Origin of the sequence: Streptomyces sp. NPDC048196 (assembly GCF_040652715.1) — a bacterium.
In the GTDB taxonomy this organism is placed as follows: Bacteria; Actinomycetota; Actinomycetes; order Streptomycetales; family Streptomycetaceae; genus Streptomyces; species Streptomyces siderophoricus.
In genome coordinates this window covers 16,421-30,919 of record NZ_JBEZMM010000005.1, presented here as the reverse complement: position 1 = coordinate 30,919, position 14,499 = coordinate 16,421, and the positions used below count along the sequence as shown (strand labels likewise).

Sequence of the window (14,499 nt, the reverse complement as noted above, 5' to 3'; positions counted from 1 at the left end):
GGTACGGCGAAACTCCGGGCACATTCATCGCATTGTCGTTTTCGGGCCGGTGTGAGCGGCCTCTTTTCCGGAGAACCGGCCAGCTATTCGGGTGATGCTGCGCAACTCGCGGCCGCGTGGCGGGTTGTTCAAATAGGGCTCCCGGGCCGGGAGTTCCATCTCCTGAAGGGTTTGCGTGAATGAAGAAGATTTTTGCGGGCGCGGCCTTGGCGGCGTCGCTCGTCGGTATCTCCGTTGCGGCCGCTCCGCAGGCCATGGCGATCGGTGACCAGAAGGGCACCCGGACGGTCAACGGGAACGGGGCGGCGTCGGTCTACGGCAACTCCACCACGCACGGCAAGCTGAGCACCCAGCTCGGGCTCGTCCAGGGCTCGCTGAACCAGCTGTGCATCGCTGTGGGCAAGGTGCCGATCCAGGGCCTCGCAGCCGCTCAGATCCAGGACATCAATGTGCTGTCCAACCCGCAGAACCAGCAGTGCGTCCAGAACTCGACCCAGGCGAAGGGCGACGAGACGCTGTCGCACATCATCGACGACATCCCGATCCTCTCGGGCAACGGTGTCGCCAACCACTGAGGACGGCCGACGGCTTCGGCCGTTGCACCGCTTGCGTCTCCGGGCGGCCGGCGCCGCGTATGCGCTGCCGGCCGCCCGGCCGTATTCGCACCACGGGGGGAGCGGGCCCCTGGGCCCGTACGCAACGACTGCAGACGAGGGATGAGAGATGCGACAGAGCCTGAAGACCTGCGTGCTCATGGCCGCGGCGTCGGGCATGCTCGGCGCGGGCGGCGGGACGGCGTACGCGGACGCCGGCGCCGGGGGAGGCGCCTCGGACTCCCCGGGGGTGCTGTCCGGCAACAGCGTCCAGGTGAGCGTGGACACCCCGGTCAACGCGTGTGGCAACTCGGTCGACGGGGCCGCGGCGCTCAACCCCGCCCTGGGCAACTCCTGCGGGAGCGGTGCGGCGCCCGCGCCGGCCGTACCGCCTCCCCCGGTGGCACAGCGGCCGCCCGTCTCACCGGGGAAGCCGGCGGGGCCGGTGCGGCGCCCGGAGAAGACGCACGTGCGGCACGAGGCCCCGGCGCCGGTGAAGCCGGCGCCCGAGAAGGCGCCGCCGGCCGGCCACCCGGCCGTGCACGAGGCCGCGCACCGGCCCGCGCCGCGGTCCGTACCGGACCAGCGGATGGGCGCGGTGGCGCGGGCCGGGGCATCCGCGGGCTCGGCGCTGCTGGCGAATACGGGGACCGGCGAGCTGGGGACGGCGGCCGGTGCGGGCGGGGGGCTGCTGCTGGGCGGGGCGCTGCTGCTGCGCAGGGCCCGTACGCGACGCCGGTGAGCGGCGCGGACGACGCGGATCACGGAGTGGGGGAGAGGACCGGCCGGGCCGGTGACGCCAGGGGCGTCCGGGGGCGAGGCGGCCGGCCGAGCGGGTCCGGCGGGCCGCTCGGCCTGGGCCGCCCGGTCGATCCGGCCGTCGGCATCACCGGACGGTTCGACCGCGGGCCGTCGCAGCGCTTCCGGCGGGCGGGGCTGCGGCTGGAAGCCGCCCTTCCGGTGGTACGACGGATCGTGCGGATCAACGCCTGAGCACACACTCCGGCACGGGAAGGATCGTTCTTTCGCTCATTGGTGGGACCTGCCTCGCCGGGCGTTTGAAGTGCGCGGAAGCGGGAGTTCCGCGGGGTGGTGCCGGTCCGTTCCGCCTCTGGCAAAATGGCGGAAAAGCCGCAAAAGTGATGAGTCGATGAGGTGGGGTCATGCTCATTGCGCTGGCGCAGACCGATTGCGTGCTGGGCGAGGTGGCGGACAATCTGAAGACCGCCCATGAGCAGATCGAGCAGGCCGCCGCCCAGGGCACCGATCTCGTCGTCTTCCCCGAACTGAGCCTGCACGGCTACCACTTGGGCGCGCTCAAGCGCGACGAGTCCATCGAGGCGAACGATCCGCGGCTGCTGGAGCTGAGCACCCTGGGCCCCGACGTCCTCGTCGGCTTCCACGAGCACACCAGCCTGCGCGCGTACAACACCGCGGCCCACTATGCGGCCGGCGCGCTGCTGCACGCCCACCGCAAGCTCTATCTGCCCAACTACCTCGCCTGGGAGGAGCGCAAGCACGTCAGCCCCGGACAGTCGCTGCGCGCCTACGAGCTGAAGCGGTCCGCCCGCGGCGGCCGGGGCGCGACGCTGGTCTGCAACGACGCCTGGCAGCCGGTGCTGCCGTGGCTGGCGGTGCAGGACGGGGCGGAGGTGCTGTTCGTGCCGACCAACAGCGCGGCGAGCCTGGACCCGGAGGCGATGGACACCGGCCTGTACTGGGACACGCTGCTGTCCTATACGGCGAAGATGCTGCAGTGCTGGGTGGTCTTCGTCAACCGGGTCGGCAATGAGCACGGGGCGACGTTCTGGGGCGGCTCGCGGGTGGTGGACCCGCGCGGCGCGGTGGTGGCGCAGGCGCCCAAGTGGGAGCCGGCGCTGGTCACCGTCGAGATCGACCTGGCCGAGGCGCGCCGGCAGCGCCGGGCGGTGCCGCTGGTCGCCGAGGCCCGGCTGGGCCTGATCGACCGCGAGGTGCGGCGGCTGATCGACGAGGGCGGCGACCACTGACCACGGTCGGCAGCCCGGCCGGGATCAGCGGCCGGCGGCGGACTCCGCAGGAGCCTCTGCGCGGGGTGCCTCGGCGGCCCGGTCGTCCTTGAGGGCCTTGGCCTCGGACTTCAGGATCCGCATCGAGCGGCCCAGCCCGCGCGCCATGTCGGGCAGCTTCTTCGAGCCGAAGAGCAGCACCAGGACCGCGATGATCAGGATCAGGTGCCAGGGTTCGAAGGCGTTGCGGAGCATGCGCACTCGCTTCCGTCGGGGGCCGCCAGGGGTCGGCGGGCGTTCTGTCCAGTATTACCCGGCCGTGCCGGGCGGTGCGGTCCGGGGGGCGCCGCCGGCGCCGGACGGCTGAGCGGGCCGCCGACGGGCCGACCGGGCGCGGCCGGCGGCGCGCACCTCCGCCGGTGTGGGGCAACTACGGATGACGGCCCGCAGAACGGCCCGGCGGGCCGCGTAACAGGCGACGACCGCCCGGCGCCGCGCGTTCCCCGCGATCCTGCCTTGCCGGGGCAGTGAAGGCGTCGTAGGTATCGACGGCATCGACAGCGCTCCTTCCGGTAGAGGCCCAGGTCAGAGCCTATTGAAAATGGAAACCATTTCCGTATACTAGCCGGCATGGCCCGCAACGAACTACGCCCGGTCGTCAAACTCCGGTCCACCGCCGGCACCGGCTACACCTACGTGACCCGCAAGAACCGCCGTAACGACCCCGACCGCCTGCACCTGCGCAAGTACGACCCGGTGGCCGGCCGGCACGTCACCTTCCGAGAGGAGCGCTGAGCCCCATGAAGCACGGAATCCACCCCACCTACGGGCCGGTCGTCTTCCGCGACCGGGCCGCGGACCACGCCTTCCTCACCCGTTCCACCGCCACCAGCGACAAGACCATCGAGTGGGAGGACGGCCATACCTACCCCGTCATCGACGTCGAGACCTCCTCGGCGAGTCACCCCTTCTACACGGGCACCGCCCGGGTGCTGGACACCGCCGGCCGCGTCGAGCGGTTCGAGCGGCGTTACGGCAAGCGGGCCCGCTGATGGGCCCGCTGAACATCGTGCTGGTGGGCGGAGTGCACGCGGACGCCCGGCGGGCCACCGTCGAGCGGCTGCTGCACTCCGTCCCCGGCAGCGTCGCCCTCCACCACGACCTCGCCCCGGCCGCCGACGGCACCGTCCGCCGCACCATCCGCGACGCCGGCGGCACCCTCGCCACCGGCGAGGCACCGCTCGTCAACGACTGCGCCTGCTGCGCCCTGCGCGAGGACCTGGTGCCCGAGCTGGAACGACTGGCCGCCGGCCGCACCTGCCGGCTGGCGGTCGTCGAACTGTGGGACTCCGTCGAACCCAAGGCGATGGCCGAGGTCATCACCACCTGCGGCAGCGAGCACCTCGCACTGACACAGGTGATCACCGCCGTCGACCCCGCGCTGCTGCTGCCCTACCTCGGCTGCGGCGACGACCTCACCGAGGCCGGACTGGCTGCCGCGGCGACCGACCGGCGCACGGTCGCCGACACCTGGGCCCGGCAGCTGGAATACGCACCCGTGCTGGCGATCGCCGCGGGCGACGAGCCTGCCGAGCCCGCCGACCTGGCACTGCTCGCCCAACTGCACCCCACCGCCCGCCAAGTGCCGGTAGAGTCGGGCCGGTTGGCGGCCGCCGCCACGGCAGGATTCGACGTCGAGGCGGCCGCCGCCCGCCAGCACCCGGCCTGCGCGCTGCTCCCCCAGGAGGCCGACGCGGACGGCGTCGGCACCCTCGTCTGGCGGCACACCCGGCCCTTCCACCCCGAGCGGCTCTACACCGCGCTGGAGGACCTGACCTGCGCGGCCGCGCGCAGTCGGGGCCGCTTCTGGCTGGCCGACCGGCCCGACACCCTGCTCTCCTGGGACGCGGCCGGCGGAGCGCTCTGCGTCGAGAACGCCGGTCCCTGGCTGGCCGCACTGCCGGACGCCGCCTGGGAGATGGTCCCGCCGATGCGCCGCGCGGCCGCCGCACTGGACTGGCACCCCGAGCACGGCGACCGCGCCCAGCACCTGGTCTTCACCTCGCCGGGACTCGACCGCGACGGGCTCACCTCCCTCCTGGACTCCTGCCTGCTCACCGACGCCGAGTACGCGGGCGGCCCACCGGCCTGGAAGACCCTGCCGGCCGCCTTCGACGAACTCCTCGATCCGGTTTCGTAGCCCCCCGGTGCCGCAGGGTGCAGCCCGCGGCCCGCGGCCCGCGGCACCTCACACCCTCCCCGCCCGCCCTCGTCACAAGGAACTCCCATGCCCCGACGGCACGACCCGCGCCGCAGGACCACGCCCCGCCCCAATCCGCTCGACGCGGCCGGCATCACGTACATCGACTACAAGGACACCGATCTGCTGCGGAAGTTCCTCTCGGACCGCGGCAAGGTGCTCCCCCAGCCTTCGGCCGGGAGGTGCCCCCACCGCCGGGTCACCCGGGTCACCGCGCAGCAGCAGCGGCAGATCGCCCGGGCGATCAAGAACGCACGGGAGATGGCGCTGCTTCCGTACGCCTCACGGTGACGGGGGACCGAGGAACGGGCCGGCCGGCAGCGGATCCACCGCCCGGAGGTCGCACCGCACGGTCCGACCGCCTGCGCCGGCGGAGGTCCGGCGGGCGCTGACCGAGCCCGGGCCGATCACCCGGTGGCTGATGCGGGGCGATTTCCGGCTGGCCGAAGGGAGCCGCCAAGAGCCAGGGGGAAGGGGGAGGGAGCTGCGGCTGCGCCGGGGGGACGCCGACGAGGAGCAGGGGCGGCCTCGCCGGCCGGACCCTCACCCGGACCTGGAACCCGAGCGGCGTGGCACACGTCTCTTCCTCGCCCATGAGGGTTCGAACCGGACCGTCCGTACCAGGTAAAGGCACACCGCATCAGGGGCGGCGGCCGGCGATCGATGGTGGGGGAGCGGTGGGGGCAGGTGCTCGACAAGCTGTGACGGGAGCGGCACCGGCTGTCGTGCACGTGCATCTGCGCATGCATCCGCATGTGAACGCAGCTATGATCCCGGGCAGTTGACACCATTTCTCACCGGGAGAGCCCTGTGCCCCACGCATACAACGGCATGGCCGCAACGGATCTCCGCGATGTGACCTGGCAGAAGAGCCGGCACAGCAACTCCCAGGGCTCCTGCGTGGAGTTCGCCAAACTCCCCGGCGGTGAGATCGCGGTCCGCAACTCCCGCTTCCCGGACGGCCCGGCGCTCGTCTACACCCCGGCCGAGGTACGGGCCATGCTGCTCGGCGTCAAGGACGGGGAGTTCGACCACCTCGTACCGGACTGAGCGTTCACGCGACCCAGAGGCCACGGCGCCGAGCGGCACCACGCGCCGCCGGCACGTGCAGAGGCGACGTCGGCACATGCATATGCAAGGAGCGCCCACCGGCAGGGCGGGCGCTCCTCGTGTACGACGGGTGGCGGGCACGGCCGGCTACGGCAGCCGGAACTGCGCCCACACGATCTTGCCGTGGGTGACGCCGGACAGCGGGTGCCAGCCCCAGCTGTCGCTGAACGAGTCCACCAGATAGAGCCCCCGCCCCGATTCGGACGCCGAGTCCGCCGCGGAATCCGCCTCGCCGGCCACCGGTGAGTCATCACTGGGATCCCGCACCGCACAGATCAGCCGCTGCGACCAGCGCATCAGGTGGAGCCGGGCGGGCGGCGGGGCGTCGGCGTGCTCGGGGGCGGCGAGGACCGCATGTCTCAGGGCGTTGGTGACGAGTTCGGACACCACCAGCGCGACCGAGTCGAAGAGCTCGTCGAGTTCCCAGCCCTGGAGCGTGTCACGGGTGAACTTCCGCGCGGAGCGCACCGATTCGTACCGCGGGGGGAGCGTGCACGACGCGGATCCGGAGACGGCCAGCGGGTCGACGGGAGGAAAGCCCTGCCATAACGGCTCGAGCATGGTCAAAACCTTGGTCCCCATGCGAGGCACTCCTGGCGTTCGCGGACGTCATGACCCTGGCCGGTTCAGCCGGATCTGGCGGATCTTTCACGAGCGTGCATGCGTGCGCCGCCTATGGTTCCCAATGTGCGAGACAGATGCAAGGGCAGATGCACGTGCACGCGCCGCGATTGGAGGGGATCAGCCCGGTTTGGCGGCAATTATTGCCACCGGTTCTTGTGGAGGGCTTGAGAGAGCGGCTCATATCAGTAACCGGATGAGCACTCAACGAAGCCTGAACGTGGCAGACTGCGGCCCACCATTGGACGGGGTGGGTCACAGGAGGGTCAGAGAGGTGTCCGCAAGTGAGTCGAGCGGGTCGGTGGTGCGGCGGATCCTGCTCGGGTCGCAGCTTCGCCGCCTGCGTGAATCCCGTGGAATAACCCGCGAGGCGGCCGGCTACTCGATCCGTGCGTCCGAATCCAAGATCAGCCGCATGGAGTTGGGCCGGGTCAGCTTCAAGGCACGCGACGTCGAGGACCTCCTCGTGCTGTACGGAGTCAGCGATCCGCAGGAGCGCGAGGCGCTGCTCTCCCTCGCACGCGAGGCCAACGTCGCGGGCTGGTGGCACAGTTACACCGATGTACTGCCCAGCTGGTTCCAGACGTATGTCGGCCTGGAAGGAGCCACTTCGCTCATCCGGGTCTACGAAGTCCAGTTCGTACACGGGCTGTTGCAGACCGAGAGCTACGCACAGGCCGTCATCCGGCGCGGCATGCCGGACGCCGCGCCCGCCGACATAGAGCGCCGGGTCGCGCTCCGCATGGAACGCCAGAAACTGCTCGTCGCCGAGCGGCCCGCGCAATTCCACTGCGTACTCGACGAGGCGGCGCTGCGCCGCCCGTACGGCGAACGCGAGGTGATGCGCGAGCAGCTGCGGCATCTGATCGACGTTTCCGAACGTCCCAATGTGCGCCTCCAGGTCATGCCGTTCAGCCTGGGCGGGCACGCGGGGGAATTCGGCGCCTTCACCATGCTCGGATTCCAGGAATCGGGACTCCCGGACGTCGTCTTCCTGGAACAGCTCACCAGCGCACTGTATGTGGACAAGCCCGAAGAAGTGGCCCAATACGCGCGGGTGATGGACCGCCTCCAGGAAGAGGGACCCAGTCCGGCGGAGACCAGAGACCTTTTGCGTGGTCTACTCCAACTTATGTGACGTCTATCCCCTCTCATGTGACGCGTCGGTAGGATGCGCCCCATCAGGAGTCAGCACCCCCCAACTAGGCGCCCCGCGCGCCCTGTTCTCCAGATCGGGATGGCATGTCCTACTTCGACGAGTTGGCCTATCAGTTCATCGACGGTGAGTGGCGCTCCGGAAGCGGCTCGTGGGACATCGTCGATTTCAATCCCTACAACGGCGAGAAACTGGCCTCCATACCCTGCGCCACGGTCGAGGAAATCGACCAGGCCTACCGCGCCGCCGAGCGTGCGCAACGGGAATGGGGCGCGGTCAACCCGTACACCCGGCGGCTGGTCTTCGAACGGGCCCTGCGGATCATCGACGACCGCGAGGCGGAACTGTCCGAGGCGATCGCCGCCGAGGTCGGCGGCACGCTCACCAAGGTCGGCTTCGAACTGCACCTGGCCCGCGAATTCCTGCGTGAGGCCATCCAGTTGGCGCTGCGCGCCGAGGGCCGCATCCTCCCGTCGCCCATCGACGGCAAGGAGAACCGCCTCTACCGGCTGCCGGTCGGCGTCGTCGGGGTGATCAGCCCCTTCAACTTCCCGTTCCTGCTCTCGCTCAAGTCCGTCGCGCCGGCCATCGCGCTGGGCAACGCGGTGGTCCTCAAACCGCACCAGAACACCCCGATCTGCGGCGGCGGGCTGGTCGCCAAGCTCTTCGAGGAGGCCGGGCTGCCGGCGGGTGTGCTCAACGTCGTCGTCACCGACATCGCCGAGATCGGCGACGCGCTCATCGACCACCCCGTGCCCAAGACGATCTCCTTCACCGGCTCGGAGAAGGTCGGCCGCCACGTCGCCACGGTCGCCGCCGCCCACTTCAAGCACTCGATCCTGGAACTCGGCGGCAACAGCGCGCTGGTCGTCCTCGACGACGCCGACATCGACTACGCCGTGGACGCCGCCGTCTTCAGCCGCTTCGTGCACCAGGGCCAGGTCTGCATGGCCGCCAACCGCATCCTGGTCGACCGCGCCGTCGAGCGGGAGTTCACCGAGAAGTTCGTCGCCAAGGTGGCGTCCCTCAAGGTCGGCGACCCCACCGACCCGCAGACCCACATCGGCCCGCTGATCAACGAGGGCCAGGCCGAGGCGGTGGCCTCCCTCGTGGACCGCGCGGTCGCCGAGGGCGCCTCGGCGCTCCTGCACGGCGAGACCCACGGCACGCTCGTCGGCCCGAGCGTCCTGAGCGGCCTCCCCGACGACTCTCCGCTCCTCACCCAGGAGATCTTCGGCCCGGTCGCGCTGCTCGTCCCGTTCGACGGTGAGGAGGAGGCCGTACGGATCACCAACGCCACGCCCTTCGGGCTCAGTGGCGCGGTGCACACCGGCGACATCGAGCGCGGGGTGCGGTTCGCCAAGCGCATCGACACCGGGATGTTCCACGTCAACGACGCCACGGTCCACGACGAGCCGATCGTCCCCTTCGGCGGGGAGAAGAGCTCGGGGGTCGGCCGGCTGAACGGGGACGCGATGGTGGAGGCCTTCACCACCACGAAGTGGATCTCCATCCAGCATGGGCGGTCCGCGTTTCCGTTCTGATCCGAGGCGATCGGCGGATCCGAGGTGATCGGCGGATCTGTTCCGAGCGGTTGGCGGATCTGGCTTGAGCGGTTGGTGGATCTGTTCCGGGCGGTCGGCGTATCTGGTCTGAGGGGTTGGCGTATCTGGGATGAGCGGTTGGCGTTTCCGGTCGGCGTTTCTGTGCGGTGGGCGGCTCGGGGGGTGGCTCGGTGGGGGCCGTGGGCTGGGCGGGCTCGGGGGCGGCGTTGGGCTGGGCCGAGTTGAGCTGGGGTGAGCTGGGCTGCGGTGAGCTGGGCTGGGCTGGTTAAGGGGCGGGCGGGCTCGGGGCGGGGTCGTCTCGGGGCGGGTTGTGGGCGGGGCGTGCGTGGGTTTCGGGGGCGTGTGGGGGTTTTGGTCGCGGGCGGTGTGGGGTGCTGTGTGGCGTGACGTGGGGTGGTGCGCGGGGGCCTTGGGCCGGGCTGCCTCCTTCTTTTCCGGCAACGATTACGGAGGGTAGTTTTATTCCCGCGAGCGTAACAGAAAGTAGTTGGGGGTTGGGAGGGGGTGGCGTGCGGGGGCGTCGGTGGGGGTGAGGTGTTGGGGCGGGGACGGGGTGTGTGGCTGGTGTTGTTGGGGGTTTGGGGAAAGAGGACGCGGGCTGTCCTTTATGGGGGCTAGCTTGGGGGTGTTGGAGGGCGGCGGCTCGGTTGTGTGGGGCCGGGTGTCCTTGGTGTGTGGGGCGGAAGGTGGATGGCATGCCTACTCATGTTGCGGCTGAGGCTCATGGGGACGAGATCGGGGCGCTGCTGGCCTTTTTGGAGGCGCAGCGGGGCGGGTTGCGGCGGGCCGTTCTGGGGCTGACCGACGAGCAGGCGAATCAGCGGCCGAGTGCGAGTGAGCTGTCGCTGGCCGGGCTGGTCAAGCATGTCGCGGAGACCGAGCAGGGCTGGGTGGAGACGGCGCAGGAGCGGCCGCACTCGATCGAGCGGACGCAGGAGACCTGGCACCTGTCGTTCCAGCTGGAGGACGGCGAGACGGTGGCCGGGGTGCTGAAGTTCTGGGACGACGTCGCCCGTCGGACCGAGGAGTTCGTGCGGTCCGTGCCGAGTCTGAACGACACGTTCCCGCTGCCCGAGGCGCCGTGGTTCCCCAAGGACGCCCGCCAGTCGATGCGCTGGCTGCTGCTGCACCTGATCGAGGAGACCGCCCGGCACGCCGGCCATGCGGACATCATCCGGGAGTCGCTGGACGGTAAGACCGCCTTCGGGCTGGTGGATGAGGAGCTGCAGGCCACGGAGGGATAGGGGGATGGAGGGGTAGGGGGATGGAGGGGGAGGGGAGGCTGGGGGAAGGCCGGGGAAGGGGAGCGGCGTAGCGTTCCTTGTGCGTTCTAGGCTGGGCCTTGAGGGGTCGGGGCGTCGTCCGGTGGCGGCCCGACCAGGTGTGTTGCCGAGGCGATGTGTCGTGGGGGGCGACGGACGCAGAGGTGACGGGACGCGAGGGGTGCGATGTCGGCGATCCGGCTGCTGGTACTGGGCGCCGTGCGGCAGCACGGGCGGGCGCACGGCTATCAGGTGCGCAACGACCTGGAGTACTGGGGCGCCCACGAGTGGTCGAACGCCAAACCCGGTTCGATCTACCACGCGCTCAAGCAGATGGCCAAGCAAGGGCTGCTGCATGCGCACGACATCGCGCCCAGTACCGTCGGCGGCCCGCCGCGTACCGAGTACGAGCTGACCCCGGCGGGCGAGGCGGAGTATTTCTCGCTGCTGCGGGAGGCGCTCTCCCGGGCGGACCAGAAGTTCGACGTGCTGAGCGCGGGCATCGGCTTCGTGGTGGATCTGCCGCGGGACGAGGCGGTGGCGCTGCTCAAGCAGCGGGTGCGGGCACTGGAGGAGTGGCGGTCCACGGTCACCGGGTACTACACGCCGGAGGAGGGGCCGGGGCAGCTCGGCCACATCGGCGAGATCATGAACCTGTGGGTGCACTCGGCGGACAGCGGCGCGGTGTGGACCCGCGGGCTGATCGAGCGGATCGAGGGCGGGGCGTACGTTTTCGCGGGCGAGGGGGAGCCGTTCGTCGGGGTGCTCGCCGAGGGGGAGGAGAACCCGTACGCGACGGGGGAGCGTCATCCGGGGGATGTTCAGTGAGGCTGTCACCAGGGCACTGAGACCGTCACCAAGCCGGTTGCTGAGACCGTCACCAGCCGGTCGCTGAGACCGTCATCAAGACGGTCGCCAAGACGGTCGCTAAGACCGTCAGTAGGGCACCGAGAGCAGTCAGGCCTCAAGGCCGTCGTCTGCCACGTCACCCGTCGGAGACGAGTTCGGCCAGGTGGTGCAGTGAGTTGGTGAGGTGTTCGGGGGCGAACGGCGGGAAGTGGAGGTACTGCCGGATGGACTGCGGCACCGCCGACCAGTCGTAGGTGAGGGTGATCGCGGTCTCGGACGGGCCGAGCGGGGTGAGGTCGTAACGCCAGGTCCAGCCGCCGAACTCCAGGCGGCCGTCGTCCTTCTCCTCCCCCGTCAGCCAGCCGATGGCGTGTGGTGGGTCGAGCACCTGCACCTTGTTGGCCACCTGGTAGTCACCGTCGGGGTGGTGGGGGTGGTACATGGCCATCCGGAAGATCTGCCCCACCTCGGTCAGCGGCGCGCGGTCGACCGCTTCCTGGACCCAGCCGGTGCCATCGATCGCGGAATGGGCCGTCGGGTCCGCCAGCACCGCGAAGACCCGCGTGGCGGGCACGGCGACAGTCAGGGTGGCGCTCACGTTCTCCTGGTCCACGGTGTGCACGCTCCTTCTCAGCCCTTGTTCTCAGACCTTGTCAGTCCGGTCAGCCCTTGTCAGCTCGTCTCCGGTGCCTCCCTAGGTGCGGGAGGGGGAGACGGGCTAGTGGTGGAACGCCGTGGCCAGGCGTTGCGGGCGGTCGAGGGGGGCGGATTGCCGGCGGAGTTCCGGGAGGAGTTGCGTCAGGTCGGTGAGGAAGAGGTCGGCCAGGTCGTGGGAGAAGCCGTTGCGGCAGACGATCCGCAGGACGGAGAGGTCTTCGCGGTTCGGGGGGAAGGTGTAGGCGGGGAGCAGCCAGCCGCGTTCCTTCATGCGGCGGGAGACGTCGAAGACGTCGTACGAGGTGACGTGGTCGGCCGTGGTGAAGGCGAAGACGGGCAGTTGGTCGCCGCGGGTGAGGAGGGTGAAGTCGCCGAGGGCCTCGATGCGTTCGGCCGTGGAGCGGGCCACGTCGCGGGTCGCCTGCTGGACGGCGCGGAATCCGGACCGGCCGAGGCGGAGGAAGGTGTAGTACTGGGCGGCGACCTGGGCGCCGGGCCGGGAGAAGTTGAGGGCGAAGGTCGGCATGTCGCCGCCCAGGTAGTTCACGCGGAAGACCAGCTCCTCCGGGAGCGCGTCCATGTCGCGCCAGAGCGCCCAGCCGACGCCCGGGTAGACCAGGCCGTATTTGTGGCCCGAGGTGTTGATGGAGGCGACCCGCGGCAGGCGGAAGTCCCAGACCAGTTCCGGGTCGAGGAAAGGGGCGATCATCGCGCCGGACGCGCCGTCCACGTGGACCGGGATGTCGAGGCCGGTGCGTTCCTGCACCTCGTCGAGGGCGGCGCAGATCTCGGCCACCGGCTCGTACGACCCGTCGAAGGTGGAGCCGAGGACGGCGACGACGCCGATGGTGTTCTCGTCGCAGAGTGCGGCCGCGGAGGCGGCGTCCAGGTGGAAGCGTTCGCCCTCCATGGGGACCAGGCGCGCTTCGACCTCCCAGAAGTTGCAGAACTTGTCCCAGCAGACCTGCACGTTGGCGCCCATGACGAGGTTGGGGCGGGCGCTGCCCGGGTAGCGGTCGGCGTTCCGCCGCATCCAGCGCCGCTTGAGCGCCATGCCGGCGAGCATGCCGGCCTCGCTCGACCCGGTGGTGGAGCAGCCGACGGCGGCCGACGGGTCGGGGGCGTGCCACAGGTCGGCGAGCATCGCCACACAGCGCCGTTCCAGTTCGGCGGTGCGCGGGTACTCGTCCTTGTCGATCATGTTCTTGTCCCGGCATTCCGTCATCAGGACCCCGGCCTGCGGTTCCATCCAGGTCGTGACGAAGGTGGCCAGGTTGAGCCGGGCGTTGCCGTCCAGCATCAGCTCGTCGTGGACGAACTGGTAGGCGGTGTGCGGGGAGACCGGCCCGTCGGGGAGGGTCGTGCGGGGTGGCGAGGTCTCCATGCCGGAGACCGGGTCGGCCTCGCCGTAGAAGGGGTTGACCGGGCGTGCGGTGCGCTTCTGGTCGGACGTCGATGCGCCTTTGTGCAGAGTCAACTGTCGCCCCTTCGCGTCAGGTTGCCGGCGCCAGGCCGTGCTTGATGGCTTTGGTGAACCGCACGACGCGCTGCGCCTGGATGCGGGCGGCGGTGCGCGCGTCGTCGTCGAGCGGGGTGTCCGGGCCGCCGGTGTGGGAGGTGCCGTACGGGTTGCCGTCCCGGTATTTCGCCGGGTCGGTGTAGCCGGGGGTGACGAGGATGCCGCCGAAGTGGTGGACGGTCTGGTAGAGCGCCAGCAGGGTGGACTCCTGGCCGCCGTGCCGGGTGGCGCTCGCGGTGAACCCGCTGTAGACCTTGTCGGCCAGTCTGCCCTGGTGCCAGAGGCCGCCGAGGGTGTCGAGGTACTCCTTGAGCTGGGCGCTGACGTTCCCGAACCGGGTCGGTGTCCCGAAGATCACCGCGTCCGCCCAGAGCATGTCCTCGTGGGAGGCTTCCAGGATGTCCGCGGTGGCCGTGGCGTTGGCCGTCCATGCCGGGTTGGCGTCGATCGCGGTCTGCGGCGCGAGTTCGGCGGTCCGCCGCAGCCGTACGTCCGCGCCCGCGTGCTCGGCGGCGTCCGCGATCCACTGGGCGAGCGTGGCGATGGTGCCGGTCGACGAGTAGTAGATGACGGCGACGTGCACGTCGTGCACGGGCAGGTGCATACGGCATACCTCCTCATGCCCGACAATACGGGCATGAGGAGGGGGTAGCCATTACCGTCGGCCGCTCGGCCCGCCTTGATGGCTCAGGCGTCGCCGAGCGTTCCGTCCTTGACGGCGTCGACGAAGGCGGACCAGTGGGTGCCGGCGAAGGTGAGCACCGGGCCGTGCGGGTCCTTGCTGTCCCGCACGGGGACGAGGCCGGGAGCGTCGTCGCGGACCTCCACGCAGTTGGCGCCGTCGGGGTTGCTGTGGCTGGACCTGCGCCAGGTGGCAGAGCTCAGGTCAAGCTTGTTGCTGGGCTTCATCTCTGTATCC

20 protein-coding genes are annotated in these 14,499 nt (G+C 70.4%); 13 read left to right on the top strand and 7 right to left on the bottom strand.

Features of this window, described 5'->3' with window-relative positions; all coding sequences use genetic code 11:
- The first annotated feature begins 179 nt into the window (after positions 1–179).
- The 4 genes from AB0E02_RS08255 to AB0E02_RS08240 all read left to right on the top strand — a co-directional run bounded on the left by AB0E02_RS08255 (position 180) and on the right by AB0E02_RS08240 (position 2,602).
- Entirely contained in the window at positions 180–575 is a 396-nt protein-coding gene (locus tag AB0E02_RS08255) for a rodlin (RefSeq protein WP_362137195.1), read from the top strand.
- 148 nt (positions 576–723) lie between these two features.
- Positions 724–1,335 carry a chaplin gene (locus AB0E02_RS08250; protein ID WP_362137194.1) on the top strand — a complete coding sequence of 204 codons (612 nt, stop codon included), beginning with the start codon at positions 724–726 and terminating at the stop codon, positions 1,333–1,335.
- Entirely contained in the window at positions 1,332–1,586 is a 255-nt protein-coding gene (locus AB0E02_RS08245) for a hypothetical protein (RefSeq protein ID WP_362137193.1), read from the top strand. Before AB0E02_RS08250 ends, AB0E02_RS08245 begins: the two co-directional genes overlap by 4 nt.
- A 170-nt stretch (positions 1,587–1,756) precedes the next feature.
- Positions 1,757–2,602 carry a nitrilase-related carbon-nitrogen hydrolase gene (locus AB0E02_RS08240; protein ID WP_201810333.1) on the top strand — a complete coding sequence of 282 codons (846 nt, stop codon included), beginning with the start codon at positions 1,757–1,759 and terminating at the stop codon, positions 2,600–2,602.
- A 24-nt stretch (positions 2,603–2,626) separates the two neighbouring features.
- On the opposite strand, the gene tatA is transcribed toward AB0E02_RS08240, so the two are convergent.
- Positions 2,627–2,836: a Sec-independent protein translocase subunit TatA gene (tatA, locus tag AB0E02_RS08235; RefSeq protein ID WP_030414946.1), complete on the bottom strand. Its 210-nt coding sequence runs from the start codon at positions 2,834–2,836 to the stop codon at positions 2,627–2,629.
- 54 nt (positions 2,837–2,890) lie between these two features.
- Entirely contained in the window at positions 2,891–3,136 is a 246-nt protein-coding gene (locus AB0E02_RS08230; protein WP_362137192.1) for a hypothetical protein, read from the bottom strand.
- A 75-nt stretch (positions 3,137–3,211) separates the two neighbouring features.
- Here AB0E02_RS08230 and rpmG point away from each other — a divergent pair, with 75 nt between their 5' ends.
- From rpmG to AB0E02_RS08205, 5 genes are all read left to right on the top strand, one after another.
- Positions 3,212–3,376 (top strand): 50S ribosomal protein L33, encoded by a 165-nt coding sequence (rpmG, locus tag AB0E02_RS08225; RefSeq protein ID WP_030801565.1) that lies wholly within the window; start codon positions 3,212–3,214, stop codon positions 3,374–3,376.
- Positions 3,377–3,381: 5 nt separating this feature from the next.
- Positions 3,382–3,633, top strand: a complete 252-nt coding sequence (locus AB0E02_RS08220) for a type B 50S ribosomal protein L31 (RefSeq protein ID WP_310728319.1) — start codon at positions 3,382–3,384, stop codon at positions 3,631–3,633.
- Positions 3,633–4,781, top strand: coding sequence for a GTP-binding protein (locus AB0E02_RS08215; protein WP_362137191.1), 1,149 nt, complete (start codon positions 3,633–3,635; stop codon positions 4,779–4,781). Before AB0E02_RS08220 ends, AB0E02_RS08215 begins: the two co-directional genes overlap by 1 nt.
- Before the next feature lie 87 nt (positions 4,782–4,868).
- Positions 4,869–5,132, top strand: coding sequence for a 30S ribosomal protein S18 (rpsR, locus tag AB0E02_RS08210; protein ID WP_362137190.1), 264 nt, complete (start codon positions 4,869–4,871; stop codon positions 5,130–5,132).
- Between the two features lie 519 nt (positions 5,133–5,651).
- Positions 5,652–5,891, top strand: coding sequence for a DUF397 domain-containing protein (locus AB0E02_RS08205; protein ID WP_261956420.1), 240 nt, complete (start codon positions 5,652–5,654; stop codon positions 5,889–5,891).
- 147 nt (positions 5,892–6,038) lie between these two features.
- On the opposite strand, the gene AB0E02_RS08200 is transcribed toward AB0E02_RS08205, so the two are convergent.
- Positions 6,039–6,533 carry an ATP-binding protein gene (locus AB0E02_RS08200; protein ID WP_030414952.1) on the bottom strand — a complete coding sequence of 165 codons (495 nt, stop codon included), beginning with the start codon at positions 6,531–6,533 and terminating at the stop codon, positions 6,039–6,041.
- A gap of 313 nt (positions 6,534–6,846) precedes the next feature.
- Here AB0E02_RS08200 and AB0E02_RS08195 point away from each other — a divergent pair, with 313 nt between their 5' ends.
- From AB0E02_RS08195 to AB0E02_RS08180, 4 genes are all read left to right on the top strand, one after another.
- On the top strand, positions 6,847–7,710 hold the full coding sequence (locus tag AB0E02_RS08195) for a helix-turn-helix transcriptional regulator (RefSeq protein ID WP_362137189.1): 864 nt from the start codon (positions 6,847–6,849) through the stop codon (positions 7,708–7,710).
- A gap of 104 nt (positions 7,711–7,814) precedes the next feature.
- Entirely contained in the window at positions 7,815–9,272 is a 1,458-nt protein-coding gene (locus AB0E02_RS08190) for an aldehyde dehydrogenase family protein (protein ID WP_362137188.1), read from the top strand.
- Positions 9,273–9,988: 716 nt separating this feature from the next.
- Positions 9,989–10,537, top strand: a complete 549-nt coding sequence (locus tag AB0E02_RS08185) for a DinB family protein (RefSeq protein ID WP_362137186.1) — start codon at positions 9,989–9,991, stop codon at positions 10,535–10,537.
- A gap of 204 nt (positions 10,538–10,741) precedes the next feature.
- Positions 10,742–11,383: a PadR family transcriptional regulator gene (locus AB0E02_RS08180; protein ID WP_362137185.1), complete on the top strand. Its 642-nt coding sequence runs from the start codon at positions 10,742–10,744 to the stop codon at positions 11,381–11,383.
- Positions 11,384–11,540: 157 nt separating this feature from the next.
- Here the strand turns inward: AB0E02_RS08180 and AB0E02_RS08175 are convergent, their stop codons facing one another.
- From AB0E02_RS08175 to AB0E02_RS08160, 4 genes are all read right to left on the bottom strand, one after another.
- Positions 11,541–12,017 (bottom strand): SRPBCC domain-containing protein, encoded by a 477-nt coding sequence (locus tag AB0E02_RS08175; RefSeq protein WP_362137184.1) that lies wholly within the window; start codon positions 12,015–12,017, stop codon positions 11,541–11,543.
- Positions 12,018–12,122: 105 nt separating this feature from the next.
- Positions 12,123–13,538, bottom strand: a complete 1,416-nt coding sequence (locus tag AB0E02_RS08170) for a glutamate decarboxylase (protein WP_362137183.1) — start codon at positions 13,536–13,538, stop codon at positions 12,123–12,125.
- A gap of 16 nt (positions 13,539–13,554) precedes the next feature.
- Positions 13,555–14,184 carry an NAD(P)H:quinone oxidoreductase gene (wrbA, locus tag AB0E02_RS08165; RefSeq protein ID WP_362137182.1) on the bottom strand — a complete coding sequence of 210 codons (630 nt, stop codon included), beginning with the start codon at positions 14,182–14,184 and terminating at the stop codon, positions 13,555–13,557.
- 83 nt (positions 14,185–14,267) lie between these two features.
- Positions 14,268–14,489: a DUF397 domain-containing protein gene (locus AB0E02_RS08160; RefSeq protein WP_362137181.1), complete on the bottom strand. Its 222-nt coding sequence runs from the start codon at positions 14,487–14,489 to the stop codon at positions 14,268–14,270.
- Positions 14,490–14,499 lie beyond the last annotated feature (10 nt).

Bases quoted from the DNA above. Each gene is read 5' to 3' on its own strand.
- AB0E02_RS08255 (WP_362137195.1), top strand. From the start codon at position 180: ATGAAGAAGATTTTTGCGGGCGCGGCCTTGGCGGCGTCGCTCGTCGGT.
- AB0E02_RS08250 (WP_362137194.1), top strand. From the start codon at position 724: ATGCGACAGAGCCTGAAGACCTGCGTGCTCATGGCCGCGGCGTCGGGC.
- AB0E02_RS08240 (WP_201810333.1), top strand. From the start codon at position 1,757: ATGCTCATTGCGCTGGCGCAGACCGATTGCGTGCTGGGCGAGGTGGCG.
- tatA (WP_030414946.1), bottom strand. From the start codon at position 2,836: ATGCTCCGCAACGCCTTCGAACCCTGGCACCTGATCCTGATCATCGCG.
- AB0E02_RS08230 (WP_362137192.1), bottom strand. From the start codon at position 3,136: ATGCCGTCGATACCTACGACGCCTTCACTGCCCCGGCAAGGCAGGATC.
- rpmG (WP_030801565.1), top strand. From the start codon at position 3,212: ATGGCCCGCAACGAACTACGCCCGGTCGTCAAACTCCGGTCCACCGCC.
- AB0E02_RS08220 (WP_310728319.1), top strand. From the start codon at position 3,382: ATGAAGCACGGAATCCACCCCACCTACGGGCCGGTCGTCTTCCGCGAC.
- AB0E02_RS08215 (WP_362137191.1), top strand. From the start codon at position 3,633: ATGGGCCCGCTGAACATCGTGCTGGTGGGCGGAGTGCACGCGGACGCC.
- rpsR (WP_362137190.1), top strand. From the start codon at position 4,869: ATGCCCCGACGGCACGACCCGCGCCGCAGGACCACGCCCCGCCCCAAT.
- AB0E02_RS08200 (WP_030414952.1), bottom strand. From the start codon at position 6,533: ATGGGGACCAAGGTTTTGACCATGCTCGAGCCGTTATGGCAGGGCTTT.
- AB0E02_RS08190 (WP_362137188.1), top strand. From the start codon at position 7,815: ATGTCCTACTTCGACGAGTTGGCCTATCAGTTCATCGACGGTGAGTGG.
- AB0E02_RS08185 (WP_362137186.1), top strand. From the start codon at position 9,989: ATGCCTACTCATGTTGCGGCTGAGGCTCATGGGGACGAGATCGGGGCG.
- AB0E02_RS08180 (WP_362137185.1), top strand. From the start codon at position 10,742: ATGTCGGCGATCCGGCTGCTGGTACTGGGCGCCGTGCGGCAGCACGGG.
- wrbA (WP_362137182.1), bottom strand. From the start codon at position 14,184: ATGCACCTGCCCGTGCACGACGTGCACGTCGCCGTCATCTACTACTCG.
- AB0E02_RS08160 (WP_362137181.1), bottom strand. From the start codon at position 14,489: ATGAAGCCCAGCAACAAGCTTGACCTGAGCTCTGCCACCTGGCGCAGG.